This window comes from Hoyosella sp. YIM 151337 (assembly GCF_026041215.1).
In the GTDB taxonomy this organism is placed as follows: Bacteria; Actinomycetota; Actinomycetes; order Mycobacteriales; family Mycobacteriaceae; genus Hoyosella.
This window is the reverse complement of sequence record NZ_JAPEIQ010000026.1, coordinates 282,742-307,884: the sequence shown is the minus strand read 5'-3', so window position 1 is coordinate 307,884 and position 25,143 is coordinate 282,742. Positions and strand designations below refer to the sequence as shown.

The following is a 25,143-nucleotide window of genomic DNA, read 5'->3' as shown; positions in this document are numbered from 1 at the left end:
TTCGCAGCGACCACGTCATATTTGTGCAATCGCGTGCACGAATTAGGCATTTTGTACACGCCCGCTGGACAGGGGTAGTAGGTGCCAGCGACAGCTGTGACTGGTGTGACGCTATTTCGCTCGCTCGGCGGCGAGCGTGATATTGCGAACCATGCCCTGGAAGATGATGCCGTGGAACGGCAGGATCGAAAACCAGTAGAGACGCCCGAGCAGTCCGCGCGGAAAGAAGACCGCACGCTGGTGCAATTCCGATCCGTCTGGGTGCGCGCGTACCCGCATTTCCAGCCACGCGCCGCCCGGCACTTTCATTTCAGCACGCAGGCGGAGCAATGAGCCGCGCTCGATTTCTTCGACCCGCCAGAAATCGAGCGCCTCACCTTTGTAGAGCCGGTGGGGATCACGCCGTCCGCGCCGGAGACCCACACCGCCAACTATCCGGTCCATCCAGCCCCGGATCGTCCAGGCGAGCGGAAACGAGTACCAGCCGTGTTCGCCGCCGATCCCTTCCACGAGGTCCCACAATGTGTCAGGAGACGCCGACGATGTGCGCGTGCGAATATCCGTGTACACGGTTTCACCCGCCCAGTCTGGGTCGGATGGCAGCAGATCCGCGGGCGCGTCCGGCACGGCCGCGTTCGACCACCGTGTTTCGACCTGTCCCGCTTCGATCCGGTTGAGCGCGAGATCCACCGCGCGGCGGTAGGGGGTCAGCCCGGCTTCGGGCTGCGGGACGTAGCTGTCGATGTCGTTCTCGTGCGTGATTGCTTCACATTGGAGCGACTCGATGAGCGGCATGGCGAGCGCCTTCGGCACTGGGGTCACCAGGTTGATCCAGTGCCCGGCCAGCCGCGGCGTCAATACAGGAACCACCAACATGCGGCGTTTCGGCAGGCCAGCGACGTCGCCATAGGTGCGCATCATCTCGCCGTACTCCATCACATCCGGTCCACCGATGTCGAAGGAACGGTTCACGCCTTCTGCGACGGTGAGGTCGGCGAACGAGAGCAAGTAGTACAGCGCGTCACGAACAGCGATCGGCTGAATACGGTTCTTCACCCATTTCGGGGTCACCATCACGGGCAGCCGGTCTGTGAGGTGCCGGATCATCTCGAATGATGCGGAACCCGATCCGATGACCACGCCGGCCTGCAGCACGACTGTCGGGATCGACGACGCCAGGAGGATGTCGCCCACGTCGGCCCGTGAGCGCAGATGGGGTGAGAGGTCCCCACCCGAGGGGTGCAAACCGCCGAGATAGACGATTCGCTTGACGCCGGCGGCCTCTGCCGCCGCGACGAAGTTGCGCGCGGAGTCTCGTTCGACGTCTGCGAACTTGCCGGACCCGCCCATCGAGTGCACAAGGTAGTAGACGACGTCGATGCCTTCGCAGGCGCTGCGAAGGCTGGCCGGGTCGGTCAGGTCACCGGCGACAATGTCCGCATCGGCAGCCCAGGGGGTATCGCGAAGTTTGCTGGGAGTGCGTGCGAGGACGCGAACCTTGTGACCTGCCTCCAGCAGGCGTGGCGCGAGACGCCCGCCGATGTAGCCGGTGGCCCCGGTGACCAGGCACGAACTGGGCACCTTGGGTACCGGTATAGGATCCGGCAGCTGCGTGTCCGTCATGGCGTCACGCTACCAGCGCTACGGCCGGAGCGGTCGGCCCTGTTCGTCCCGTCCGCCGTTGACGAGAATGAGAATGCCGTCGATGAGACTCCAGATCCATCCCACGCCGCATGTGACGATGGCAACAAGGAGTTGCGCGATGCCCAGGCCGACTTGACCCGCGTACATGCGGCCGACGCCCGCAATGAGGATATTGAGCAGTCCCGCGGCTAGCCGGCTTTTCGGTGAGTAGGGCGCCCCGGTGGTTGGGTCGTACCCGAATGGGGCGCCCGGCTGCGCAAAGTACGGCGGATAACGGGGTGCATCCCACGCGCCCGAGCCTGGCGCGGGTACATCAGGTGCTGTCGGTGGCTCGTGCGTGCCCCACTGACTTTCGTGCTCGCTGCCCTGCGATCCCTGCTGTGTCACGAACGACAAAACTACGGCAGAGAAATGCGAATGGGCACCCTAGGGTGATGAATCCCACCGCACCGGATGAAATTGTTGCCGACGCAGCTACGCGTTCATTCTCACCCGGTGCGGCGAATACCTGGTGCTATCTCGGCAGTGTCGCCATGAATTCACGTACCTGTCGCGCAGATGCCCGCAACTCAGGGTCATGTGCGAGATAGTGCTTGGTTTCGCGGGCAATGAGCCCGGAAAGCACAAGCAAACCAATGAGGTTAGGCAGCGCCATTAGCCCGTTCAGGATATCGGCGATCGTCCAGACAATCGTCAATTGTGAAACAGCACCGACGAAAACAACGCAGGTGAAAAAGACCCGGTACGGGGTGACCCCACGGCGGCCCACCAGTCGCTCGACGCACCGTTCGCCATAGTAGGACCAGCCCAGAATCGTCGAGAACGCGAAGAACATCACGCTGAGCGAAACGATGTAATGGCCCCACTCGCCGGGCAGTCCTATCGTGAACGCATTTGCGGTCATCGTGCCGGAGGCTGCACGGTCCACATCCCACACACCGGTCGTGATCAGCACGAGGCCAGTAAAGGACACCACGATGATGGTGTCGATGAACGTTTGTGTCATAGAGACGAGGCCTTGCCGCACAGGGTGCGTGGTCTTCGCGGCCGCCGCTGCGATAGCAGCCGAGCCCATACCCGACTCGTTCGAAAAGATGCCGCGCGCGACGCCCATTTGCAGCGCATACAGGAACGCGGAGCCAAGCAGGCCGCCCGCTGCGGATTGTCCGGTGAACGCTTCCGAGAAGATGAGACCGAATGCGCCCGGAATTTCGGCGGCGTTTGCGATAAGGATGTAGGTGCCGCCCATGAGGTAGAGCACGATCATGAAGGGCACGAACGCCGCGGTAACCCTGCCGATCCACTTGATCCCGCCGATCAGCACGAGCCCCGTGAACGTGAAGAGAATCAGCCCGGTCACTGCAGGTGCGACGCCAAAGGTGTTTTCCATTTGGGCGGCGACCGCGTTGCTCTGCGTCATGTTGCCGATGCCAAAACTGGCGAGGACAGCGAAGACGGCGAACAGAATGCTGAGAACGAGGCCCCAATTGTTCTGGATTCCGCGGTACAAGTAATACTGTGGACCGCCCGACTGTTCCCCCTTAGCGTCGGTAACCCGGAATCGCACCCCGAGGAATGCCTCAGAGTATTTGCTCGCCATGCCGACGAGCGCTGTTACCCACATCCAGAAAAGCGCGCCAGGGCCGCCCAGTCCAATCGCGGCAGCCACACCGACAATGTTTCCCACGCCGACCGTCGCCGCCAGCGCTGTCGTCAAGGCCTGGTATTGGCTGATGTCACCTTTACCGCCGTCGTCGCGGCGTTCGATAAGCGCGAGCCGCAATGCGGGGACCAGTTTTCTGAACTGGATTCCGCCCAGCCGGATCGTCAGGTATAAGCCCGTCCCCAGGAGCAGGGGAATCAGCAGCCACGGGCCCCAGACGAACGAGCTCAGGTCGCCCAGGATCTTCTCAAAGTTCGGCATTGGAGAAATGTATACGGACGCGGCGCTTTACGCGCTCCCAGAATCGGACATGCCCGATTTCTGAGAGGAAATCTCAGAGTCAGTAGGCACACTGGCAGTATGACGCCGCATCCATACCTCGCATCGCCCGCGCCGCGCGCCTTCGCGCACCGTGGCTGGCACACCGGGGAGTTCGACGGGCTCGAAAACACTCTCGCCGCGCTGCGGGAGGCCGTAAAGCGGGGATACGAGTATCTGGAGATCGACGTGCAAGTCACCGCGGATGGGGTCGTGGTGGTGCACCACGACCCCACTCTGGACCGTGTGACCAGTTTGAAGGGCCATATCGGCGAGCTGTCGTGGGAGACACTCAGCACGGCGCTGGTGGCGGGCCGTGAACCTGTCAGCCGGCTCGTGGAAGTGCTCGAAGAGCTGCCCGACACGAAATTCAACATCGACGTCAAATGTCAAGCGGCGGTGGAACCATTCGTTGATGTGGTCGCGCGGACGAAGACGCATGATCGGGTGGCCATCGCATCGTTCTCGACACGCCGGATGCACGCGATGCGGGCGATGTTCACCGCGCGCGGCGGCCGCGTCCCGATCGCGGCAATGACTCCTGCCGCAGTGCTGGCGCTGTGGTCCGCGAGCCGGCTGGGCCGGACCCCTGGCCGGCTGAGCAGGCGCGTCGCGTGGGGCGGCATGGCGCAAGTGCCGCGCACGTATCGGGGCCTCACACTGGTGGACGAGCGGTTCATCCGTGCCGTGCATTCGATCGGCGCCGAGGTTCATGTGTGGGTGATCGACGAGGAAGCGGAGATGCGGGAGTTGCTCGACATGGGTGTCGACGGTCTCGTCACCGACCGGCCTGATGTGCTGCTCCGGGTCCTCGGGAACGAGGTCTAGCTGTCGCGCGTCATGCCGAAGAGTAGGGAGAGCGCGCCGGTGAGGTCTGCGGCGGACGGCGCGTTGTCGGCATCGATCAGCCATTGTGCGGCGAAGCCGTCGCACACCGCGATCATGAAACTCGCAATCGCGCTGGCGCGCGGGTCCTGTGGTGTGAGCGGACCGATAGCTTCAGCGACGTAGCCGGCCACTCGTGCCCGCATGGTGCGGTACTGCTCGGCGAACTGCGCGCGCAGCGCGGGGGTGCGTTCGGCTTGCGCGAGCGCCTCGGCGAACGCAATGAGGAGTGGCTGCTGCGCGCGAAAACCGTCGAGCATCGCGGCCCAGGTGATGATCGCCCGCTCATGCGGGGCCTCGACGTCGGCCTGCATGGCGGTTTCGGCCAGGTAGGTTGTCCACTCGCTGAAGGCATCGAAGATCGCGGAGTTCAGCAGCGACTCTTTCGAGCCGAAGTGATAGCCGATGGACGCGAGATTGGTCCCAGACTCCGCAACGAGGTCGCGTGCTGTGATCCGCGCATACCCCTTTTCGCTGATCAGCTTCCTCGCCGCCGCGAGCAGGTCTTCTCGGTGGCCCATGTAAGCGAGTTTAGGACACAATCTATACGAACGTTCTATACGTATGTATAAATAAGGGAAGTGCTGAGTAGCCTCGCCGGGGAGGGGACCACGATGACCGCCACACACGAACCGCACACACAGCCTCGGGCACTGCCCACCGAGACTCCGCCCGGGCCGAAACTCCCGATGGCCATTCAAACCTGGCGGTTTGGGCGGCACCGCCATGAATGGCTCCCGGCCCTGCGCGAACGGTACGGTGACGTCTTCACCCTCGATATATATCCCGACCGCAACCTCGTTCAGCTCGCGAACCCTGAGGACATACGCACCGTATTCAGCGGACCGGCAAGCCGTTTTCACGCGGGCGAAGGGAACATGATCCTCGCGCCGATCATGGGGGAGCGTTCCGTCCTCACGACGGATGAAAACGTCCACAAAAGGCTGCGTACGCTGCTGATGCCGGCGTTTCACGGGTCTGCGCTGCGCGGCTATCGCACGATGGTGGAGCGGCTCGCCCTGCAGGAGATCGCGCAGTGGCCGATTGGCACTCGATTCGAGACGCACGAGCGGATGCAGGCACTCACCCTCGAGATCATCATGCGAGTCGTGTTCGGCGTCGCAGAAGGACCCCGCCTCGATGCATTGCGCACGCTGCTCGGGAAACTCGTTAGCTCCACCATGCTGACGTTCCTGGGGCTGCAGAGCCCGCGGTTGCGCCGGCTCCCGCCGTGGCGGAAAACCGTCGCGATGCAGCGCGAGATCGACACACTGCTTGCCGCCGAGATCCGTGAACGGCGCCGTGTGCCGGATCTTGCTGATCGTAAAGACGTGCTCTCACAGATGATCTCGGTTGACGATGATGGTGACCGCCTCACCGACGAGGAACTGCGCGACCAGTTGATCACACTCTTGCTCGCCGGACACGAAACCACAGCAACCGCACTGTCGTGGTGTTTCCATGAACTCGCGCGCGATCCCGAGCGTCAGCGACTCGGCCGCGAAGCGGCGCTATCCGGCGACGACAAATACCTCGAAGCGATCTTCAAGGAAGCGCTGCGCTTACGGCCGGTGATTTACGAAGTCGCGCGCAAGCTCACGGAAGACATAGAGATCGGCGGATACCGCATTCCGGCCGGTTACACGGTGATGCCCATCATCGGAGTTGTTCAGTCCGATGCGAAGAATCACGAGGATCCAGAAGCGTTCCGGCCCGAGCGTTTCCTTGGCAGCAGCCCAGCGCCCAACACGTGGATTCCTTTCGGCGGCGGCATCCGGCGCTGCCTTGGTGCCGGGTTCGCGCAGATGGAAGGTGTTGAGGTGCTGCGTGCCGCGCTGAGTCACTACACCTTCACCGCCGACCGGGCTGCCCCCGAACCTCCGACGCCGCGCAACATCACCCTCACCCCGCGCCGTGGCGGCCGGATCATCGCGTGGCCGGTGTAGCGCCGTTACGCTGGGGTGCGTGGCGAGCACCCTGAGCGATCATCCGAAGAAACTCATCGTTGACGGCGTGTTCGTCGGGCAGCCTGCTGATTTAGGCATGTTCGGCCGTGAGCGTGTGCAAAGCGCGATCGTGAAGCACCCTGTCACGAGCGAGCGAGTCGCGCTGCGGGCGACGAACCTCGATGGGGACGGGCAGGCAGATCTCATCAACCACGGAGGCGCCGACAAAGCGGTGTACCTGTACCCGGCGGAACACTACTCTGACTGGGCGGCCGAGGGCTACAGTCTCGAGCCGGGCCAGGTCGGTGAGAACGTCTCGCTGCGCGGCGCGCTGGAAAGCACGGTGCGCATTGGAGACGTCTGGCAATGGGGTGAGGCACTCGTCCAGGTTTCTCAGCCCCGCCAGCCCTGCTTCAAACTCGGTATGCGTACCGGCACTAAAGCGATCATCGCCGATATGGTTGACTCCGGCCGGTGCGGCTGGTACGCCCGGGTACTGCAGCCAGGGGAAGTGCCAGTGCGGGGCGGAATGCTACTGGTGGAGCGCAGTTCGGCGCCGACGGTCGCCACAATGTTCGCGATGCTCTGTCAGCCTGGGCCCGTCGCAGCCGGCGAGATTCACGAAGCGCTCGGCGTTGCCGCACTGGCCGCGTCATGGAAGGACGGGCTGCGCAAATCCCTCGCGCGGCGCGCCTAGGGTCTGTCAGGACGGTCCCGCGGGATGCACCGGCGAAATCCCAAGTGCATGAGCGCAATACCGCCAGATTCGCAAAACATCCTCGGATGATTGGCGGGTGCCAGGCAGCCGGTGCACAGCGCGCGATCGCCGGTCATGCCAGAATCGCCCGACCGGTGGTGGCGGCTGCGCAGCCGCGAGCCACACGATCGTGTCGGCGGCAGCCTTCGCATCGCGCAGCAATGGCTTCATCACCCTGTGAAAGCCAGGCAGAGCGTCAACCACACCAGGCGTATCAGCCCAGCCGGGATGCATCGCATGCACATCGACTCCTTCCGAGCCCCAGCGCTGAGCCAGCAACGGCGTTAGCGCAACCTGCATGCGTTTAGTCCGCGCGTAGGCAGTCGCGCCTTTGTAGCCCCCGGCGCGGTATTCGGGGTCGTCGACAGGCAGTCGCTGCGTGTACATGCCTCCGGACGACACGAAGATCACCCGGCTCTTGCCGGAGGCGCGCAGTGCCGGGCGTGCGAGTTCAGTCAACAGAATGGGCCCGAGGACGTGGGTCGCGAAAGTAACCTCGTGCCCGTCTGCGGTCTCTTCCCGCTCGTGAGGCAGGACGCCCGCGTTGTGGACGATGATGTCGAGGCGCGGCTCATTCGAAATGATGTCGCGTGCGGTACTGCGCACCGATCCCAGGTCGGCGACGTCATTCATGACGATCGCGAGATTGGCGTTCGGCACCGTCACTCGGATCCGCTGCTCAGCGGCCGCGCCTTTCTCCTGGGAACGCACGCCAAGGAGCACGCGGGCGCCGAGTGCGGCGAGCCCGGCTGCCGCTGCCAGTCCGATCCCGGAACCAGCACCCGTCACAAGTGCTGTCCGGTCCCGGAGGCTTTCCGGCTCGGGATCTGCAGGCCACGCGGGTAGTGCGCGCCGCGCGACAATGCCCAGTCGTGAGAAGCCGCCCACCACGGTGCCGTCGAGCACGGCGTCAGCGGTCCGCGCGAGCAGCCGCCCGCCGTGGACGCCGATTGGGCCCACCACCCCAGTTGGACCTGACAGCCCTGTCATTCGAACTCACCTATCGCCGTTGCCGTACCAATGTCGGCACCAGCCTACGGAAGGCCGTCCGATACCCGGTGGGGATTTTCCAGATTCACGGCGACCGATCTGGGAGCTCGCTTTCCTGCAGCGGTGCTTCCTTGTCAGCCTCATTAGTACGCCCGGGGGGTGGCGCTTGCGGCTTCTTGTCGAGGGCTTGCTGCTCGGCCTCGGTCCGCTCGTCCAGGACCTCACCGACGTAGCGGACCGCGACGGCGACCATCGCCGCGACGGGAACCGCGAGGAAGGCGCCCACGATACCGAACAACCTGGCACCGGCAGTCACCGAGAGCAGGACGACCACCGGGTGCAGGTTCATGGACCGGCTTTGAAGAATCGGCTGCAGAATATTGCTCTCGAGTTGCTGCACTGCAACGATAATGCCGAGAACGATCAGCGCGTTCACCAAGCCATTGGCTACGAGCGCGACGAGCACAGCGAGCGCACCGGCGACGAACGCACCGACGATCGGGACGAACCCGGCGATGAAGGTGATGATCGCGAGGGCATTCGCGAGCGGCACACCCATCACGATGAGACCGATCCAGATGAAGAACGCATCGACGAAGCTCACGATGGCCTGGGCCCGAATGAAACCGGCGAGAGTCTTCCACTGGCGTCGCAGAACCTCGGCGACGTGGTGCGCTCCGGGGCCGCCTGTGGAGCGCAAAAACCACGGGAGAAACCGCAGCCCGTCCTTGAGGAAGAAGAACGTCAGAACCAGCGACAGGACGAGTGTGATGATGATGGACGTGGCGGCACCGATGCCGACGAACACTCCTGAGGCAATGCGGTCAGCACTCTCTTGAAGGACGCCTCCGACTGCCTGAACGTATTCGTTGAGCTGTTCGGGCTCGATGTTCAGCGGCGGTCCGGAAATCCATTCCTGGATGCTGATGATTCCCTGCTCTGCCTGTTCGGCGAGCGCCGGGGCGTCTTCAGCGACGGACGGCACGATCGACGCGATCAAGCCTCCGAATATGCCGAACGCGAGCAGCAGGCTCAGCATGGACGCAAGCGCGGCCGGAAGGTGATGCCGGTGCAGCCAGCCGGCGATCGGCCACAACACGGTTGAAATAATGATCGCCAGGGCGACCGGCAGAGCGATCACCCACATCTTGCCGACGACCCAGCCTACGATGTACGCCGCCGCGGCGAACAGGATGAGCCGCAGGCTCCACGTGGCGACCCAGCGCCCGCCGGCACCGATGAAATCGCCGCGGTGGCGGGGACGCTGCGGTTCGGCGGGGGAGTCCTGAGCCGCGCCGGTGAGCCCAGCCGCCTGTGCAACTTCTGACACTGGAGAGGATCTGTGGTCAGGCACCGGCCGCCCCGCTTCGTCGCTGGTCTCGTGACATGCTGTGATCTTGGCACCCGACGTACTGGTACACAACGGTTTCCGCGTGTGAGTCGGGCTGCCTTACGTCCCCTTTAACTTTACGTGCGTGAGTGTGCGAAGGTAGGAGTAGCACTCGGCTGGCTGATCGGGGGGCAATGGAACTGCATGCTTTTTCGCTCATCGCGGCTGTGCTCGCGATCGCCGCGGTGGTAGCGCTGCTTGCGGTGCGCTTGAAGCAGCCGCTCATCGTTGCGTTCATCGGCGTGGGTATTTTCGTGGGACCTGTGGGTCTGGGCTGGGTCACCGCCGAAGGAACTGTTGAACTTCTCGCGCATCTTGGTATCGCGATCCTCCTGTTCCTCGTGGGCCTAAAGCTCGATTTGCATCTCATCAGGACCACCGGGCCAATTGCGCTTGCCACCGGGCTGGGGCAGGTTGTCTTTACGTCGGTAGTCGGTTACTTCATTGCCATAGCGCTCGGCATGGATACGGTGACGGCAATCTATGTCGCGGTCGCACTGACGTTCTCCTCAACGATCATCATCGTCAAGCTTCTTTCCGATAAACGAGAACTCGAACAGTTGCACGGCCGGATCGCGGTGGGGTTCCTCATCGTGCAGGACATCGTCGTGGTGCTGGTGATGATCGGCCTCACCGCGTTCGGGCAGGAGGCAACCGACAACATCGCGCTCGGGGTTGGCGAAGTCCTGCTCAAGGGCCTGGGGCTGCTCGCTGGTATCGCGGCGCTGATGAAGTGGGTCATTCCGCACCTCATTCGCTATATAGCGCAGTCGCAGGAGCTCCTGGTTCTTTTCGGCGTAGCGTACGCGGTCGCGGTAGCTGCCTTCAGCGACTGGCTAGGCTTCAGCTCCGAGGTAGGAGCGTTCTTAGCCGGCGTCTCGCTTGCGTCCACACCGTACCGGGATGCGCTGGGCGCACGGCTGGTAAGTCTCCGCGATTTCCTCCTGTTGTTCTTCTTTCTTGCCCTCGGCGCGCAGCTCGAGTTCACTGACGCCGCGGCCCAGCTGACCGCGGCTGTCATCTTCTCGCTGTTCGTGCTGATCGGAAACCCGCTGATCGTCGTGATCATCATGTCCCTGATGCGCTATCCGGTACGAGTGGGATTCCTCGCGGGCCTCACAGTCGCACAGATTTCCGAGTTCTCGCTGATTCTTGCGGCATTGGGGCTAAGTCTCGGACATATCAGCAACGCGACCGTAAGCCTCATTACGGTGGTTGGCCTGATCACCATCGGCGGATCAACGTATCTCATTCTGTATTCGCACCAGATCTACGCGAAGATCGGGCCGTGGCTCGAGCGAATCTTTGACCGGACGCAAGGCCGCACAGTGTCGCTCAGCGATCCACCACAAGATACCGACGTCATCTTGTATGGCCTCGGCCGCTTCGGCGGTCATGTGGCGGACCGGCTCGGGCAGTCTGGCTGGAAGGTGCTGGCAGTCGATTTCGATCCGCACAAGGTGGACAAGAACGATCGGACAAACGTCTCCGCGGTCTTCGGCAGCGCCGAGGATGTTCATTTCCTGGAGACGCTGCCGCTCTCTCGCGCGCGCTACGTGGTCAGTACGGTGCCAGTGCTCGACACCAACAAGGCGCTGCTGCACGGTCTGCGTCACCACGACTATCGCGGCTGTGTCGCACTGACGGCGCACACGATGCACGACGCATATGAGTTGCAGCGTTCGGGGGCGGATATCGTGCTCGAGCCATTCGCGTTTGCCGCGACGACTGCCGCGAATTCGCTGGCTGAGATGATTAGCGAACTCGAGGCGGGCGGCCCCGGCAACGACGAAGATCTTGATCGTGACCGGCCCGAGGAGGACGAGAGCGGTACTAGCTAGCCGAGCGCCGTGCCGAACGCGAGGCCAAGCATGTACGTCGCCGCCGCGGCGCCGTAGCCGATAGCGAGCTGGCGTAGCGCCCGCTTCAGCGGGGGGCCACCGGATAACAGCCCTACCGTCACGCCTGTCACCATGAGCGCCGCGCCGACCAGCAAGATTGACGTCACCATCGCGGCGAGTCCCTGCAATCCTGCGAGGTACGGCAGCACCGGAATCAGCGCGCCAGATGCGAAGAAAAGAAAGCTCGCGCCAGCGGCCCGGATCCCAGTGCCCACCGCTTCCTGTGTCTCGCTTTGCGCGGGACCGGATTCGTGCTCGGTGTGCTCGGAGTTCCTGAGGATCTGAGCAGCCCGATGCTCGGCATCGGTAGCCGACATGCCGCGTGCGCGGTACACCAGCGCAAGTTCATTCGCATTGACGTCCAGCTTCGGCACCGCGTGGCGTGTCTCAGCGCTCGGTGTTGATGCCTCTAGCAATTCACGCTGCGAACGAACCGAAACATACTCACCCGCTCCCATCGAGAGCGCTCCCGACAGCAAACCCGCGACGCCCGCCAGCAATACGACCTCGTTGTCGACCCCGCTGCCAGCGAATCCCAGTATCAGCGCCAAATTGCTCACGAGACCGTCGTTGGCGCCGAACACCGCGGCCCGGAAGGTGCCCGACAATCTGTTGCGGCCCCGGGTCGCGAGCGCCCGTACGACTTCTTCGTGAATATGCTCGTCCGCGCTCATCGCGTCAGTGGCGTCGCGATCCGACGCGTACGGTGAACGTTTTTCCGCCCGCTGCACCAGGGCCAGTACAAACACGGAACCGAACCGGCGCGCCAGGAAACCGAGCATTCGGGTGCGCACGTCACCACGAAGAGGCATACCCACCTGATTGCCGAGCAGCTGTCGCCAGTGTTCCTCGTGCCGCCCTTCAGCGTGGGCGAGCGCGAGCAGAATTTCTCGCTCTTCGCCGGTGCGCCGATCAGCCAGATCACGGTAGACGGCGGCCTCAGCTCGCTCGTTTGCGAGGTAGCGGCGCCAGCGGCGGATATCTTTCGCGGTCGGCGGCGGCCGGTTGCCCGCGCTGTAACGCTCAATAGGCTCCGGCTGGCTCTCCGGGGTCACTGCACTCCCTTTCATCCGACGTTTCGGGGGCGACGTTACCGTGTCTGCGCGAGCTACCTAAATCGCGCTGGCCTGCGTTTTTTCTGTGACTGAAGGCAAAGAATTCTTCGGCAAGGCGAATCTTGGACCGGTCAGGTGGCGAAATCTATCGCGATGGCGAGGAGGGTACCGACTCCGACCACAGTGACGCCGATCGTGATGACAGTCAAAGCACGCGGACCAGGCATGTCGGAGCCGGTCGCCAAGGCGTTGCTCACTTGCCGCCAGCGCCGCAACCCTTCAACTGCCGCGACGCAGGCGAGGGCAACGAACGCGAAACCGATGATGCTGCGGAATGTTTGGGTGCTGAAGTCCGGAACCACATGAATGATCGCGATGCCCGCCACCATGAGCCCCAGAGCGGTGCGCATCCAGGCCAGGAACGTGCGTTCGCTCGCGAGCGTGAAGCGTTCGTCAGGCCGCATGACGGCAGTATGCCACGGCAATTCGGCCCTTGCGCTGCGCGCGCGTGAAGCGAATGATTATCCGTGCAGTGGCCGCGATCGTATGGCTGACCGGGGATTCCGGCAGTGGACTGCGGCGGGCCGGTGTCTGCGCGTGAGGAGGGAACGATGTTTCTCCAGGTATTTCAGGGCAAAGTAGCGGACGAGGACGGACTGCGCCGCTGCATGGACCGCTGGTCGGAAGAACTACAACCGGGTGCGCACGGTTATCTTGGCAGCACTTGCGGTATGAGTGACGACGGGACGTTCGTGTGTCTGGTTCGGTTCGAGTCTGAGGAGGCCGCTCGCCGTAACAGCGATCGCCCAGAGCAGGGTGAATGGTGGGCCGAGTGCGAACGGTGTTTCGACGGGCCAGTGGCATTCATGGACTGCGCGGATGTCACGCTCTGGCTTGACGGCGGATCCGATGAGGCCGGGTTCGTCCAGATTCTCGAAGGCCACACTCCGGATGCTCATCGAATGCGAGAATTGCTGCGGCAGACCGAGTCTCGCATGCACGAGTTGCGGCCAGAGATTATGGGAGCAACGCTCGGCACGTATGGTGAAGATGGCTATGTCGAGGCGGTATATTTCCGCTCCGAAGCTGAGGCGCGCGAGCACGAGAAGATGGAGATGCCTGACGACCTGCGCGATATGTTGCAGGAAGAAGAGCGCATCATGGGCAAGGTCACCTACTATGACCTGCACAATCCGATGATGATGTCGGCCGGAGCGGCTACCGACCGTCACGGCTGAGTGAGGAGCGTGCTCTCGGCGCCAGTGTGGGGACTGGGGCCGAGAGCGCTTCCAGATCTAGCCCATAGTCTTGGAGCCGTCCAGCGATTCACGCAGAATATCGGCGTGGCCAGCGTGCTGGGCTGTCTCAGCGAGGATATGGACGAGGACGCGGCGCGCTGACCACGTCACTCCCGGCGGAAACCACGGTGCGTCCGGAAGTGGATGTGACACATCGAGATTCGGAAGCTCCGCAATGACAGCCGCAGTGCGCGCCGCCACCTCGTCATATTCGTTCAAGATGCCCTCGAGAGTCTCACCGTCTAGCAGTCTGAACTCGTTCGCGCGTGCTTCGTAGTCAACTTCGTCTGCGTTGCCGAGTGCGGATGGCCCCTGCAGGATGAAATCCACCCAGCCGCGCTCCGTCGCCGCCACATGCTTTACCAGACCGCCAAGGCATAATTCGCTGACCGTAGTGCGCTGCCGGGCTTGATCGTCGGTGAGGTCCCGGACGGTGTAGCGGAGAAAGTGACGCTGCATGGCTAGGGCTTCGAGGAGTTCTGCTCGTTCGGCTTCGAGGCGTGAGCTGACGACAGTTTGCTGGGCTGCGGGCATTGGCTTCACCTTTCATCGTTCCTGGTGACACCACTGTATGAAGAATTGCGGACACTTTTCGGCCGCAATTGCCACGCGTCTGCGAAATTAATGAGAGATGAGTTCGGCGGCCTGCTGTTCAGTGAGGAAGGTATCGATGTGCGGCCAGGTGGTTTCCCTGGCGCCTGGGCCCGCCAGCACGCCAAGGTGGCTGCCTGGCTCAGTCTCGAACCGCACCATCGGCGAGCCGGTGAGCACGCTAAGCAGATGCCGGGCAGCGGGGACTGTTGTGATGGCATCGCCGGTGCCCGCAATGGCCAGGACTGGCACCTTGAGGTGCTTGAACTCGATGAACCGAGAGCCAAGCTTCAGCCCGCCGTGAGCCAGGTCGTTGCGGAGCATAATCCGGTTCCACAGCTGAACGTAGAGCTTTCCGGGGTAAGCAGGCATCTGTCCCATGAACCGTTCGATTGCCTCCATGCGTGCGAGGGTTTCGGTGTTCGTGAGGTTCCTTGCGATGAACGCTGGCTTTTTCAGCTCACGCTCGAAGGCCGTCGCGCGGAATGTAAGTCGCACGAGTGGTGCGGGAACGCCGCCGAGTAGTTTCGTGCCGAGCGTGGTTATCCGGCCGCCGGTGATGCGTGCGATCGTGCGCAGCGGGTAGATACTCGGCAGCTTCGAGTAGTCGATGGGGGTGGCGACCGTGGCGATCGAGCGGATCGGCAAGTCAGGATGCGCTGACGCCGAGAGCAGGGTCATCGTTCCGCCGAGGCACCAGCACACGACGTCGATCGGCTTGCCGCCGTGTTCAGCGGAGACGCGGCGGATCGCGGCCGGGATGATGTGGTCGATCCATTCCTCGAAACCGAGGTGACGGTCGGCAAAGTCGATAGTGCCGTAATCGATGACGTACGGTGTGCGGCCCGTTTTCAGCAGATGCTCGGCCAGGCTCTGTCCTGGGCGCAGGTCGAAACAGGTAGCGGGTGCGGCGAGTGGTGGCACCATAAGTACCGGAGCATCGCCAGGTTCGCAGCCGGGTCGCTCGAAGCGGCGCAGCGTTCGGTGCGGCTCGTCGTAGAGCACGGTTGACGGCGTTGGCTGCGGGGGCTCAAGATCAGGGCCGAACGTCATGCTCCACGCATTGCGCGCGGCCGCCGGTATGTTCTTGCGAAGGCTCATTGTGCTCCCTTGCTTGTCGCCAGTCTGCATTGTCTCACATAAATTGCCCAAGGGGGGTGCCTCAGTGGGCTTCGACACAGCAGTTTTGTGTGGAGATGGCGTCATAGCCGCAGTGATTTCCAGTAAGCTGTCTCGGCTACCAGCGTGGCCTGGCGGGCGAAAAACTCCCAGTGCGCAAGGTGGCATGTGCTCACACAGATCGTTAGACCACCGCGGTGTCCCGGCACGATGTATGTCACGCCACGGGCAACAAGCTCGGTATGGTCGCATTCGGTGGTACGTGCGTGTTCCTGAACCGCGCGGACTGCCGGTCCCGTCCGTAACGTGACGATTTCGACTGCAGCAGCCGTGTTTCCGCGCCGGTGCGCGGCGGCCAACTCGTCTACGCGTAGTGCTGTCGAAGAATCATGTTCCCATTGCGTCACCGTCAAGATGGCCGAGACGTCCGGGCCAGCATGCGGCGCGGGGAGCACGCTGGCGAGTGAGACGCCAGCGCCGCGAATCAAATGACCGAGGTCTGCAAGGCGTCGTGCCTGATCTTCGGAGTAGGCTCCAGTCGGCGCAAGAGCTACTTCAGCTGCACGCATTCTCGCTTCCGCCGACGCTTGTGCCGGAAACTGGACCGCCCCCGGGGGCAACTTGATGACATACACGGTGCTACGCGCCGCTCACGAACTCGCGCGCCCGAGTGACTGCGTACTTGTCGCTGTGAAAGATGGCGAGCGCTGCCTCGCTTGGTGACCGCGGTTGCCAGTGTTCGGCCCACGAACTGCCAGTAAGGGAAAGTAGATAGTTGTGGCGCAGATCCGCCACGCCGCCTACTTGTCGCTGGAGGACGTCAGATGCGTCGGAGAGGCGCCCAAGGCTGCTGGCTGCGATTTTGCCGGCAGGGATCACCCCTGCGGCATCGAGTGTGATCGTCTGCCAGCTCACATCCGCGCCCGCGGCTTTCGCGAGCGAGTGGCCCGCCAGTGCGGCGACACTCAGTGCCACAGCTCCGGTGCCGAGCGCGCCCGCAACCGGCTGCGCTCCCGGAACAAGCGCAAGAGCTCCGCCAGCAAGACCAAGAGCTGTACTCACATCCGATGCGATGGTGGAGATCTCTGCGATGGTCTCGGCGTTCTCCTGCACGAATTCCCAGGCGAAGGCAGGTGCATGAACCAGCATGTCGAGGATGCGGCCGAACTCTGCACCGAGGCGTTCAAAGAACCCGGCACCCTCCGGCGCCAGTGCGGCAGCTGCGTCGAGCAGATGTGCCGTCTGAGCCGCCTCTCGGGCGTGCGTCTCGCGCAGTTCGCGGGCACGCCACCTGAGGTGCTCCAGATCGTCCAGGGCAGCCTGCAACTCCCGATGTGCCAGCTGAGCATTCAGCTGGTTCTCGTACGTGATGACGGCGCCGGGTCCAAGGATCGGGTGGGCACGAAGGGCAGTGATGCGCTGATCCGTGCTGCGAGCCGCTATTTCGAGTTCGCGAGCGCGGTGCTGCAGTTCCGTCAGCCGCATCGACCACGAGTGCAGTGCTGACGCGGAATTGTGCAGTGCGGTGGTGGCATCATGCAGGAGCGGCACGCAGCGAGCGATCGCGCGTGAGAACTCCGTTGCTGCCGGTCCGTTCCACAGCTGCTGGCCCAGGGTGATTGTCGCGAGTGTGTGGGACGCCTCCCTCATTTGCGCGGAGCCTGCTGCGAGACTTGCTGCGTAGCTTTCTATTCCGGCGACATCACCGGGAGCGGGGTCGAAGCCGAGGGCGGTGTACACGAAACTGTTCACTGTGCGTCACCGAGCCGCAGCGCGTTGGACGTTTCGGCCGTCCGGTAAAGTTCGGCTGTTCGATCCAGGCCCGTGGCCATCGTCCCGGTGGTATCCACGAGGGTGCGCAAGCCTGATTCCCATTGGGACTGCAGCCGCCGCGCGCATGCGGCGAGCCGGTCGCTCCCGAGGCAGGCCATGTCCGCATCCTGCAATTCGCGCAGTGCGTGCGTCATCCGGTCTGCTGTGCACCTGAGAGTGTCTGCGGTTGCGCGCAGTTGAGCTGGGTCCACAAGGACGTCGTTCACGGTGTCGCTCCTTCTGTCCAGGGCATCTGAGGAGTAAGGACGCAGGAAAACCTGCCGCGGTTCCACGCGCGCGGAAGCAGATAGCGTGACCGCGGTCACAGATCGTTGACTGTTCAGTCAGCAGGCCGGAAGCGGGAAACAAAACCGGCGCAAGTTTTCCGAATTTGCTCCTGAGCGACTCGATCTCCGTAAGATTGGACCGAGGTGGAGGTATTGAGGGACCGATATTTGTGGCTCGAATGAATGACGCCAGAATTGCTGTCGCGTGTTCGGGCTATACCGGCAATTTGTGGGCAGCGATATCGTTTGTGGTTGCCTATGCGTCACATAGGGAAGGGGAGGGGCGGGGTGGATTGAATACCACCCTAAGGTGTCTATCTCGTGAGCGCCGACGGTAGGACAGTGACAAGAAGCAAGTGTCACAGTCGGACTAACTATCAGGGTGTAACGGTCGAGGGGTGAGGATGGATATACCAAGCGTGAACCGAGTCAACGGTGACGCTAATGGTCCAGGCGCACGCATGCCACTGACTGCAGCCCAGGTTGCGGTCTGGTTTTCGCAGCGCATGCACCCTGAAGTTCCGGACAACCTGGCATATGTCGTGGACGTCCGCGGAAATCTCGATGAGCCGGAGTTTGCGCAGGCGGTGCGAGTGGCTGCCCGGGAAACGGGCGTATCCACCGTGAGTTTTGTCGAGAGCGAAGGCTGGCCCTATCAGGTTGAGCGCACATCTGATGAAGTTCCCGTCCACCTGGTTGACTTGCGTCAGCTTCCTGATCCGCACGCTGCGGCGCAGCGGTGGACGTGGGCCGACCGCAGCCGTCCAGTAGACATTGCCAACGATGATCTGGTGACCGCAGCGCTGCTTCGTGTGAGCGATGACCACGTGATTTGGTACTTGCGAGTGCATCACCTTGTCGCTGACACGTTCGTGGTAGCAGCCCTGATGCGCCGAACAGGGGAGATCTACTCCGCCGCGCAGCACGGTGTCGATCCTATTGCCTCAGTCTGGTCTGGCGCGCACAACGCGGTCGACGCTGAGTACGACTATTGTGGGTCGGCGCATTATGTCCGCGATTCCGCCTATTGGGCTGAGCGTCTGCACGGTGCGCACGAACCGGTCAGCCTGGCGCACAGATCGGCCGAACCGTGCCTGACCACGGTCCGTACCCGATCGACGGTGCCCGCTGCTGTGAACAACCGCATTGCCTACCGATCTGAGCAACTCGGCACCACCATCGCAATTGTCGTTGCTGCCGCGTTCAGCTCGTATCATCTGCGCGCTACCGGTGCGGATGACCCGCTGGTGACGCTACAAGTCGCGGCGCGGCCGACACTCCTGCTTCGAAGGTCCCCGGGTGTGCTCTCGAACATGGTGCCGGTGCGAAGCGGCATCGCTGCCTCGACGCCGGTGCGCAGCGCCATCCGGGCAGTCGCGGAAGCCACGATCGGGGCGCTTAGCCACCAGCGCTATCGGCGCGAGGACATCATTCGCGAACTTGGAATCGTCAGTGATGCCGCCGGTGATTTCGGTCCCGTGCTGAATTTCGCCCTCAATGATTCGACCGTAGAAATTTCGGGTACCACATACGAGGTGCATGAACTGGCCGGGGGACTCGTGAACGACATCAAAGTCACGCTGCGGTCGGATGTCAGCGACGCCCTGGTAGTGGAATTCGAAGGCAATCCGAGGCTTTACTCTCAGGCTGACATCGAATCTCACCATGCCCGATTTATGGCATTTATGGAGCAATTTATCACTGCTGCCGATTTCACCCATATCGGTGCACTGCGCGGGTTCGGGCCAAACCTCCAGCTCGTTCGCTGAACACTCCGGCAATTCTTCCCTCAGCGGGAACCGTACGCACGTGTGGTGCGTCTGATTCTGCTGGGAGGGAGTAAGCATGACCTGGACGTTTACCGGCGCCGAGTTCTCGGTGCTCATGCACAGTGTGGGGCGAGAGCGGCTGCCTTATCCCTTGCAGTACGTTGCACCGGAGATGATGCCCGCCGATCGTGATGCGATGTTTGCGCGCGCTCGGCAGGTCGTGCAGCAGACGCTTTGCCACGACTTCGAGGAGGCGGTGGCGTGTTTGGTCGCGCCGCAACTGCAGATCCAGTCAGTCACATTTGTGTCGGTTGGCGGCCGGGTCCGGAAGCTGCGCGCGCTGGCGGCGTTGCGCGGCAGCAGGGCGATTGTCGTTGTTCAGCAGCCGGGTGAATCCGAACAGTCCGGCGGCGACATTACCTTGCGTCGCATAGCGCACAACGATATCCCAGCACAAGTAGCCAGAACGCTGCCCGCCTCAGAACCTGGCCGGACCCGTGGAGTGGTCGGCACGGTTGCTGAAGCGGCGGCACTGCCACAGCAGCGCGGTGCCCGTGCGTTCTTCGCGAAAGAACGTTGTGCTACAGGGGAAATCACAGCCACAACCGGAGTTGACCGTGGTGCACGAGCGCTTACCACGGACCGTGGGTTCTGCTGGATTGACGTGGTGGGCGACGGCCGGTATCTGGTCCGGTCGGAATTGGGAAAGCGCCGGATCGAAGCGTTTCCCGCCGACAGCGGCCGTATTGAGGATGAAGTGCGCGAACTCCTGCGGATAGGCAAGACTCAGTAGACCAGCTCAGCGACCACCGCCACCACCGCCACCACCACCGCCGCCCGAAAAGCCGCCGCTACTGGAGAAACCACTGCTGCCACTTGGTCCACCCGGCGAGCTCACGAAGCTGTTCATCGATTCGCCGAACGATGCGCTGCTGAACGGTTGAGTGCCGTAGTACCACACCGGATAGAAGGTGCGGCCATGTTCTTCGTAACGCGCGGTGAGTTCGCGAACCCACTTTTTGGCGTGGCCAAACAGAACGGCGTAGGGGAGTAAGCGTTCGTGAATGTGCACCGCCTGGTCCGCGCTGAAGGCGCTCACCGGGGCGGTCGGCGCAGCGCCGGGGGATTGAGTCGCGTTGATGCGGTCCGCTTCGCCAGCCTCGATATACATTTTGAGGCCATCGATGTGATCGACGAGTTCTCTGCCTTTAGGTGTGAGCGGCTTGATGTCGATTGCCGTGACGACAGCGATGATCGCGAATCCGATAGAGGCGGCAAGCAGGCCATAGCGCCAGTCCGGGGGCTGATTGATCAGGAGCACCGCGGCGATTCCACTGACCACGAGTGCGGCCCCCGCGATAGCGAATAATGGCCAGCCGACGCTTATCTGCTTGCGGTAACCGAATTCCACGGCATCCCGGCGTGCCTGCGCCTGTAGTTCTTGCAGTTGCTTCGACACGTCACTTTTGTGCTCGGCAAAGGCATACCGTTCGCCGACTTCTCCGCGCGGAAAAAGGATATCGATGAGGCTTCGCTCGTAATGCCGCAAACCTTCGGTATTCACGAGTTCTGCTGAGTACTCCGTGCCCGATGCCAAGAAACCGGTTTTCTCCGTTTCTATGATCCGAAGATTTCCGCGCACTGCGAGGTCGAGAATCTGTGCCGGGATCACCGGCCCTGACGCTCCCTTGATAGCGGCGGCTTCAATGAGGGACAGATCTTGCGGTGGCACATATTGTTGCGATACAGGTGCGTTGCGAGGGGCACTTCGCCCGTGTCGCACACGAAACCGGGCGGCGAAGAGCAGCGCGCCAAACGCGGTTATCGCCGATCCGAACATGGCGAAGCGTGCAGCGAGAGCGACGGGACCGGCATCGAACGGCTCGAACGTGGCCGGTTCGAACATAGCCGCCACTGTGACATTTTCTTCGGGGGCGAGCGGCCGTGGTGCCTGAAAGGTGATGACCTCCCCATCATCGCGGCCAGCACACTCCTCGGATGCGCCGTATGCGCCGATGAAGCACCTGATGTCGCCTGTGAACGCTTCGCGGACAGCGGCGTCTAGATGGATGCGCGCGGTCAGTTTCTCGAACGGCTGGTTCCAGCCCGTCCCATTAGTGTTCCAGTAAAACTCCTGGTAATCACCACTATCGAGGATGACATCGCGCATCGTGTACGCGATTTCGTAGGTCTGCGTGCCGTGAACATAGTCATCGGTGCCCGTTTCCACCACAGTGAAGTCGCCACTTGAGTACTGGTCGTAGATCGGTTCGCTTGCCCCGTTCCGGGTGACTGATTCCACCTGCAGCGAGACGTGGTGACCGTCGAAGTAACGCGGTATCTCGCGGACGATTCCCTTGTTCTGATCGTAGGTGGGGAATTCTGCCGTTAAATGCTCGACGACCCGCAACTCGGCGCGTCCGTCATCGTCCTGCGAGAGGTAGTAGTCGGCTTCGAAGTTGCTGAATGTGAACGCATCCGTTGACTGCGCCAGCGCGGGTGCTGGAACGAGAAGCGAAAGGAAACACACTGCCACAAAAACGAACCGCTTCATATCCGCACGCTAGCACCAGCGGGCGCCGGCGGCACTTGGAGTGATTTCGCCAAAGCTGCCACGTCGCAGAGAAACGGGAGCAAACTACGTCATATAACCGAAATGCGGAGTTTCCGCCCCATGAATCGAGGGAAGATGAGGTCTCGTTCCAGGCGCCTCCTCGGCGCCGCATCAGCCGCTGGGCTCGTTCTCGCGCTGGTCTCGGCCTGCGGTGCCGACACCGCGGACGACACCACTGATGACACCACACCGGCCGTCACGGCAACGCCCGCGGAGCCGGCGGAGGACACAGCGGAAGTCGCGGAGCCTCCGGAAGGCACATTCTTCGGTGACGACGTTGAAGTGGGCGAAGGTTCCGCCCGCACTTTCGTCGTGCTAGACGATGACGGCAACCCCACCGAGATTGGCGTGCGGCTCTCTGAGGCTGCGCTCGACGGTTTGCCAGATGCCCCTCAGGGCCCGCCGGAATTCTGGGAGCTGCAGCTGCCGGATGAGGCGGATGACGCCGTCTTCAGGTTTGTATCGCTCGACTGGGCAAGCCATGGGCACGAACCCCCCGGACTGTTCGACGTGCCGCACTTCGACATTCACTTCTACATGATCGAGCCTGAGGATGTCGCCGCGATCGACCCTGAGGATCCGGACTTCGCCGCGAAGGCCGAAAACGTCCCTGAACCACAGTACATTCCGCAGGATTTCACCACGCTCCCAGATGCGCCGCTCGCTGAACAGGCGGTGCCGAACATGGGCGTTCACTGGATCGACGCCGAAGGCGGGCTCGTCCCCGGCGAATATGAGTTCGAGGTCGTCTTCATCAACGGCACCTGGGACGGCGAGTACACGTTCATGGAGCCGATGGTCACACGTGAATTCCTGCTGTCTAAGGAATCGTACGAGGCAGAGATCAAGCAGCCCGAAGCGTACCAGCGGACCGGGTACTACCCCACGACCTTCAGCGTGATCTTCGATGAGGCTACCGGCGAGCACGTCATCATGCTCGGCGGGATGGAAATGCGCGAGGCCAGCTAAACCTGGGCAACACGGGCGGTGATTTGCGTCTGCTGACGCGGTCACCGCCCGTTTTGTTTCCGCTCACCCGATGAGCGTCCTGAGTTTCTCGATGAGCCGCACGCGCGCGTCGCGCTCGAACGCTAGTGGCGTCACGTTGAGGGTTGTCACTCCCGCTTCGCGGAACGCGGCGATGCGTTCCTTCACGAACCCCTCGGGCCCGATCAGTGATACTGCCCGGACAAGTTCGGTGGGGACGAGCGCCGCGGCGTCGTCTTTCTTCCCGTCAAGATAAAGTTCTTGAATCTGATCGGCTTCTGCGCCATAACCGTATTGTGTGGCGAGATTGTGGTAGAAGTTCTTGCCTTTCGCGCCCATACCGCCGATGTAGAGGGCAAGGTGCGGTTTCACCAACTCCAGCAGGCCCTCCGTGTCGTCGCCAATCGCGAGTGGGGGGCCGGCATAGATATCGAGTTCTCCGAGTGCGGGATCGCGCTTGGCGAAACCCCTCGAAAGCGCTTGCCCCCACACGTCTTTGCTTTTCTCTGGATAAAAGAAGATCGGCTGCCAGCCCTCAGCGAGTTCCGCGGCTAGTTCCACGTTCTTCGGGCCCAGCGCAGCGAGCAAGATTGGGATACGTTCCCGCACTGGATGGTTGATCAGCTTGAGTGGCTTGCCGAGCCCCGTTCCCTCCGCTTCAGGCAGTGGAAGAGTGTAGTACCGACCGTTGTACACGACCTTCTCCCTGCGCCACACCATGCGGCAGATCTCGATGATCTCCCGGGTGCGGCCTATCGGGGCGTCGTACCGGACACCGTGGAAACCCTCGATCACCTGGGGGCCGGAAGCGCCGAGACCCAGCGTGAAGCGACCATTCGACACGTAGTCCAGACCCGCCGCAGTCATCGCAGTCAGCGTCGGCGTTCGCGTGTAGAGCTGCAAGATTCCTGACGCAAGCTGGATGTGTTGCGTTTTCGCAGCGAGATAGCCAAGTGCGCTGACAGCATCGAAGCTGTACGCCTCAGCTACGAAGGCGATATCAAGGCCAGCACGCTCGAGGTCGGCGATTTCGGCTGCAGCCTCACTGAACTCGCCGGAGTAGTTGATGGACAACCCGATCCGCATGAAGTCCCCCTTGAACGTCGCTGCGAATGACGATACGCCCTGTCCCGGTTAGTTGGAGAACGGCCCTGGCTAGAGTGCAGGAATGACCGATTACAAAGCGTTCACACTGGAGAAGCGCGACCACGTCACGCAAGTAACGCTCGCTGGGCCGGGTAAAGGCAATGCAATGGGCCCCGACTTCTTCGCTGAGCTTCCCCGTATCTTTCAAGCGCTGGACGCGGACCCAGAGACGCGGGCAGTGGTGCTCGCAGCATCTGGCAAGCACTTCAGCTTCGGGCTTGATCTGCCGGCGATGGCGCCGCTGTTCGGCCCGCTCATGGAACCGGGGGCGCTGGCCGAGCCGCGAACCAACTTTCACCGCGAGATCCGCAGGCTGCAAGGCGCGTTATCAGCGGTCGCGGACTGCCGTAAGCCGGTTGTGGCCGCTGTGCAAGGCTGGTGCATCGGCGGCGGTGTCGATCTGATCGCTGCGGCCGACATCCGATACGCATCCGAGGATGCGAAATTCAGCATTCGGGAAGCGAAAGTCGCCATCGTGGCTGATATCGGCTCCTTGCATAGGCTGCCACCGATAATCGGTGAGGGGCATCTGCGTGAGCTCGCGCTCACAGCGAAGGACATCGACGCGCAGCGTGCGGAGAAGATCGGGCTCGTCAACGACGTGTTCGCGGACCCGGAGGCTGCGCTTGCTGCAGCCCACGCTACGGCTCGCGAGATAGCCGCGAATCCACCGCTCGTCGTGCAGGGCGTCAAGGACGTCCTCAACCGCGAGCGAGCCGCAACAGTCGACGACGGCCTGCGCTATGTCGCCGCCTGGAATGCCGCTTTCCTTCCCTCCCATGACCTCACCGAGGCGATCGGTGCCGTTTTCGAGAAGCGCGACCCGGAGTTCAAAGGCCGGTGAAAGTGCAGCACACAAGCGTTGCAACGGGGTTGCAACGCTGCTCTTTCTAGTGTCTCAGCTCACAGTAATCCGCACTTTCGGAAGGCGTGGGCGATGAGTTATGAGAGCGCAGCACATGGATGTATGG

The 25,143-nt window shown here is 62.5% G+C and carries 24 protein-coding genes; 9 read left to right on the top strand and 15 right to left on the bottom strand.

The window, feature by feature from the left end; all coding sequences use genetic code 11:
• Window positions 1-111: 111 nt before the first annotated feature.
• The 3 genes from ONR57_RS13955 to ONR57_RS13945 all read right to left on the bottom strand — a co-directional run bounded on the left by ONR57_RS13955 (window position 112) and on the right by ONR57_RS13945 (window position 3,568).
• A complete protein-coding gene (locus tag ONR57_RS13955; protein WP_265124113.1) occupies window positions 112-1,623 on the bottom strand; it encodes an SDR family oxidoreductase in 1,512 nt (503 codons plus the stop codon).
• A gap of 18 nt (window positions 1,624-1,641) precedes the next feature.
• Window positions 1,642-2,031: a TM2 domain-containing protein gene (locus ONR57_RS13950; protein WP_265124112.1), complete on the bottom strand. Its 390-nt coding sequence runs from the start codon at window positions 2,029-2,031 to the stop codon at window positions 1,642-1,644.
• A 127-nt stretch (window positions 2,032-2,158) separates the two neighbouring features.
• A complete protein-coding gene (locus tag ONR57_RS13945) occupies window positions 2,159-3,568 on the bottom strand; it encodes a sodium:alanine symporter family protein (protein ID WP_265124111.1) in 1,410 nt (469 codons plus the stop codon).
• A 99-nt stretch (window positions 3,569-3,667) separates the two neighbouring features.
• Between ONR57_RS13945 and ONR57_RS13940 the strand changes: the two genes are divergently transcribed.
• Window positions 3,668-4,453 carry a glycerophosphodiester phosphodiesterase family protein gene (locus ONR57_RS13940; RefSeq protein WP_265124110.1) on the top strand — a complete coding sequence of 262 codons (786 nt, stop codon included), beginning with the start codon at window positions 3,668-3,670 and terminating at the stop codon, window positions 4,451-4,453.
• Here ONR57_RS13940 and ONR57_RS13935 read toward each other — a convergent pair.
• Entirely contained in the window at window positions 4,450-5,031 is a 582-nt protein-coding gene (locus tag ONR57_RS13935) for a TetR/AcrR family transcriptional regulator (RefSeq protein ID WP_265124109.1), read from the bottom strand. The two genes, ONR57_RS13940 and ONR57_RS13935, sit on opposite strands and share 4 nt — an antisense overlap.
• Before the next feature lie 93 nt (window positions 5,032-5,124).
• Between ONR57_RS13935 and ONR57_RS13930 the strand changes: the two genes are divergently transcribed.
• Together ONR57_RS13930 and ONR57_RS13925 are read left to right on the top strand one after the other, a co-directional pair.
• Window positions 5,125-6,456, top strand: coding sequence for a cytochrome P450 (locus ONR57_RS13930; RefSeq protein ID WP_265124108.1), 1,332 nt, complete (start codon window positions 5,125-5,127; stop codon window positions 6,454-6,456).
• Between the two features lie 19 nt (window positions 6,457-6,475).
• Complete coding sequence (locus ONR57_RS13925) at window positions 6,476-7,153, top strand: MOSC domain-containing protein (RefSeq protein WP_265124107.1); 678 nt, start codon at window positions 6,476-6,478, stop codon at window positions 7,151-7,153.
• 6 nt (window positions 7,154-7,159) lie between these two features.
• Here ONR57_RS13925 and ONR57_RS13920 read toward each other — a convergent pair whose 3' ends face one another.
• Window positions 7,160-8,203 (bottom strand): SDR family NAD(P)-dependent oxidoreductase, encoded by a 1,044-nt coding sequence (locus ONR57_RS13920; protein ID WP_265124106.1) that lies wholly within the window; start codon window positions 8,201-8,203, stop codon window positions 7,160-7,162.
• Between the two features lie 85 nt (window positions 8,204-8,288).
• Window positions 8,289-9,533, bottom strand: a complete 1,245-nt coding sequence (locus ONR57_RS13915) for an AI-2E family transporter (RefSeq protein ID WP_265124105.1) — start codon at window positions 9,531-9,533, stop codon at window positions 8,289-8,291.
• A 194-nt stretch (window positions 9,534-9,727) separates the two neighbouring features.
• On the opposite strand from ONR57_RS13915, the gene ONR57_RS13910 reads away from it, so the two are divergent.
• On the top strand, window positions 9,728-11,434 hold the full coding sequence (locus tag ONR57_RS13910) for a cation:proton antiporter (protein ID WP_265124104.1): 1,707 nt from the start codon (window positions 9,728-9,730) through the stop codon (window positions 11,432-11,434).
• Here the strand turns inward: ONR57_RS13910 and ONR57_RS13905 are convergent.
• Window positions 11,431-12,564 (bottom strand): VIT1/CCC1 transporter family protein, encoded by a 1,134-nt coding sequence (locus ONR57_RS13905; RefSeq protein WP_374116442.1) that lies wholly within the window; start codon window positions 12,562-12,564, stop codon window positions 11,431-11,433. The genes ONR57_RS13910 and ONR57_RS13905 overlap by 4 nt on opposite strands.
• Window positions 12,565-12,680: 116 nt before the next feature.
• Window positions 12,681-13,013: a YidH family protein gene (locus ONR57_RS13900; protein WP_265124103.1), complete on the bottom strand. Its 333-nt coding sequence runs from the start codon at window positions 13,011-13,013 to the stop codon at window positions 12,681-12,683.
• Between the two features lie 147 nt (window positions 13,014-13,160).
• Here ONR57_RS13900 and ONR57_RS13895 point away from each other — a divergent pair, with 147 nt between their 5' ends.
• Window positions 13,161-13,787, top strand: a complete 627-nt coding sequence (locus ONR57_RS13895) for a hypothetical protein (RefSeq protein WP_265124102.1) — start codon at window positions 13,161-13,163, stop codon at window positions 13,785-13,787.
• A gap of 57 nt (window positions 13,788-13,844) precedes the next feature.
• Here the strand turns inward: ONR57_RS13895 and ONR57_RS13890 are convergent, their stop codons facing one another.
• From ONR57_RS13890 to ONR57_RS13870, 5 genes are all read right to left on the bottom strand, one after another.
• Window positions 13,845-14,381 carry a DinB family protein gene (locus ONR57_RS13890; RefSeq protein WP_265124101.1) on the bottom strand — a complete coding sequence of 179 codons (537 nt, stop codon included), beginning with the start codon at window positions 14,379-14,381 and terminating at the stop codon, window positions 13,845-13,847.
• 87 nt (window positions 14,382-14,468) lie between these two features.
• Window positions 14,469-15,539: an alpha/beta hydrolase gene (locus ONR57_RS13885; RefSeq protein ID WP_265124100.1), complete on the bottom strand. Its 1,071-nt coding sequence runs from the start codon at window positions 15,537-15,539 to the stop codon at window positions 14,469-14,471.
• 101 nt (window positions 15,540-15,640) lie between these two features.
• Window positions 15,641-16,126, bottom strand: coding sequence for a hypothetical protein (locus tag ONR57_RS13880; RefSeq protein WP_265124099.1), 486 nt, complete (start codon window positions 16,124-16,126; stop codon window positions 15,641-15,643).
• A 70-nt stretch (window positions 16,127-16,196) separates the two neighbouring features.
• Window positions 16,197-17,309 carry a hypothetical protein gene (locus ONR57_RS13875; RefSeq protein WP_265124098.1) on the bottom strand — a complete coding sequence of 371 codons (1,113 nt, stop codon included), beginning with the start codon at window positions 17,307-17,309 and terminating at the stop codon, window positions 16,197-16,199.
• On the bottom strand, window positions 17,306-17,596 hold the full coding sequence (locus ONR57_RS13870; RefSeq protein WP_265124097.1) for a WXG100 family type VII secretion target: 291 nt from the start codon (window positions 17,594-17,596) through the stop codon (window positions 17,306-17,308). Before ONR57_RS13870 ends, ONR57_RS13875 begins: the two co-directional genes overlap by 4 nt.
• 521 nt (window positions 17,597-18,117) lie before the next feature.
• Here ONR57_RS13870 and ONR57_RS13865 point away from each other — a divergent pair.
• The gene (locus ONR57_RS13865) at window positions 18,118-19,425 is read left to right on the top strand and encodes a condensation domain-containing protein (protein ID WP_265124096.1); all 1,308 of its coding nucleotides are present in this window, start codon (window positions 18,118-18,120) and stop codon (window positions 19,423-19,425) included.
• 76 nt (window positions 19,426-19,501) lie between these two features.
• Window positions 19,502-20,218, top strand: a complete 717-nt coding sequence (locus tag ONR57_RS13860; protein WP_265124095.1) for an ESX secretion-associated protein EspG — start codon at window positions 19,502-19,504, stop codon at window positions 20,216-20,218.
• Between the two features lie 6 nt (window positions 20,219-20,224).
• Here the strand turns inward: ONR57_RS13860 and ONR57_RS13855 are convergent, their stop codons facing one another.
• A complete protein-coding gene (locus ONR57_RS13855; RefSeq protein ID WP_265124094.1) occupies window positions 20,225-21,979 on the bottom strand; it encodes a DUF2207 domain-containing protein in 1,755 nt (584 codons plus the stop codon).
• Window positions 21,980-22,114: 135 nt separating this feature from the next.
• On the opposite strand from ONR57_RS13855, the gene ONR57_RS13850 reads away from it, so the two are divergent.
• A complete protein-coding gene (locus ONR57_RS13850) occupies window positions 22,115-23,008 on the top strand; it encodes a DUF5602 domain-containing protein (RefSeq protein WP_265124093.1) in 894 nt (297 codons plus the stop codon).
• A gap of 63 nt (window positions 23,009-23,071) precedes the next feature.
• Here the strand turns inward: ONR57_RS13850 and ONR57_RS13845 are convergent, their stop codons facing one another.
• Window positions 23,072-24,112: an LLM class F420-dependent oxidoreductase gene (locus tag ONR57_RS13845; RefSeq protein WP_265124092.1), complete on the bottom strand. Its 1,041-nt coding sequence runs from the start codon at window positions 24,110-24,112 to the stop codon at window positions 23,072-23,074.
• An 82-nt stretch (window positions 24,113-24,194) separates the two neighbouring features.
• Here ONR57_RS13845 and ONR57_RS13840 point away from each other — a divergent pair, with 82 nt between their 5' ends.
• Window positions 24,195-25,016, top strand: a complete 822-nt coding sequence (locus ONR57_RS13840) for a crotonase/enoyl-CoA hydratase family protein (RefSeq protein ID WP_265124091.1) — start codon at window positions 24,195-24,197, stop codon at window positions 25,014-25,016.
• Window positions 25,017-25,143: the final 127 nt, after the last annotated feature.